This is a genomic window from Microcoleus sp. S28C3 (assembly GCF_036700785.1).
GTDB lineage: Bacteria > Cyanobacteriota > Cyanobacteriia > Cyanobacteriales > Microcoleaceae > Microcoleus > Microcoleus asticus.
On sequence record NZ_JAUBPO010000287.1, the window covers coordinates 1 to 1300 of the forward strand.

Consider the following 1300-nt stretch of genomic DNA (forward strand, 5'->3'; position numbering starts at 1 on the left):
TTTATGTATGACTGTACTTTAAGCCTTGGATAGCTTTCCTCGCCACTCACCCCAAAAAACTGTCCGGACTGTTGCTACTTGGGAGGTCGGGGGAGGCGAAAACTCAGGGGACTGAGGATTTGATTGAGAGTTCGCAGTTGTTCGGCGGTGCCCAAACAAATCAGCATATCTCCTCCTTCGATCGCAGTTTCTCCGGTAGGCCCCACAATCAAAGTCCCGCCAGCGCGCCGCACCGCTAAAACCAAGGCCCCCGATTGCGATCGCAACTTGGCATTTCTCAAACTTTGCCCGACGTAGACACAAGTATTGGGATCGATCAAAAATTCCTCCATGTAAAAAGAACTATCGGTGCCCGTCAAAACAACATCTAAAAAATCCATAACTTGAGGCCGCAAAGCCGCCGCCGCCATCCGCTTTCCGCCGCTAATGTAGGGGGATACGACGGCATCGGCGCCACCCCGCTGCAACTTCTTTACGGCTTCTTCTGTGGTGGCGCGGGCGATCGCCCGCACCTTGGGATTCAGAGTTTTCGCTGACATAACAGTGTATAAATTCTCGGCATCCGAAGGCAAAGCTGCTACTATGCAAATTGCGCGATCGATCCCCACACTCAGCAAAATTTCGTCCAGAGTCGCGTCTCCTTGGACAGCCGTGTACCCCAGCGCCAAAGCTGCCTCAACCGACAGCACCGCCGAATCAATCACCACAAAAGGAATATTTTCTGCCTGAAATTCCAAGGCAATCTGACGCCCAATGCGCCCAAAACCGCAGAGAATGTAATGCCCGATCAAAGAATCTACCAATCGCCGCTGCTGCCTAATTCTTGCTCCTTCTTGAAAATATCCTTCAATCAGCGCTTCTGTAAAGCGGTTGACGATGAAACCAATCACAATTACGCCCATCAAAATCAGGCATATGGTAAACATTCGCCCGCGTTTCCCGAGGGGCTGAAGTTCACCGTAGCCCACAGTTGCTAGGGTAAATACTGTCATGTAAGCGGCATCCAGCAAAGACCATTTTTCCACCTGCCAATACCAGAGAGTACCCGTGCAGAAAATGCCGCCCAGGGCGATGACTCCGCCTGTTAAGTCTTTTTGCAGGCGCTGGTACTTTTGCTCTAGAGTTGAATACACCGATCGGGCTGACCTATTACCTATTAGCTGCTACCAATTGTAACCATATCAGCCCTAGACGCAGGGGGAGTCAATCGATTTTAGATTTTAGATTTTAGATTTTAGATTTTAGATTTTAGATTGACCCCACGGATAAATGCGGGGGCTTGAGGATTTTCGATTTTCGA

The 1300-nt window shown here is 49.9% G+C and carries 1 protein-coding gene; it reads right to left on the reverse strand.

All coding sequences use genetic code 11. The features are described from left to right. Positions 1 to 74: 74 nt before the first annotated feature. Positions 75 to 1133, reverse strand: coding sequence for a potassium channel protein (locus tag QUA13_RS32490; protein WP_333205213.1), 1059 nt, complete (start codon positions 1131 to 1133; stop codon positions 75 to 77). Between the last annotated feature and the right edge of the window lie 167 nt (positions 1134 to 1300).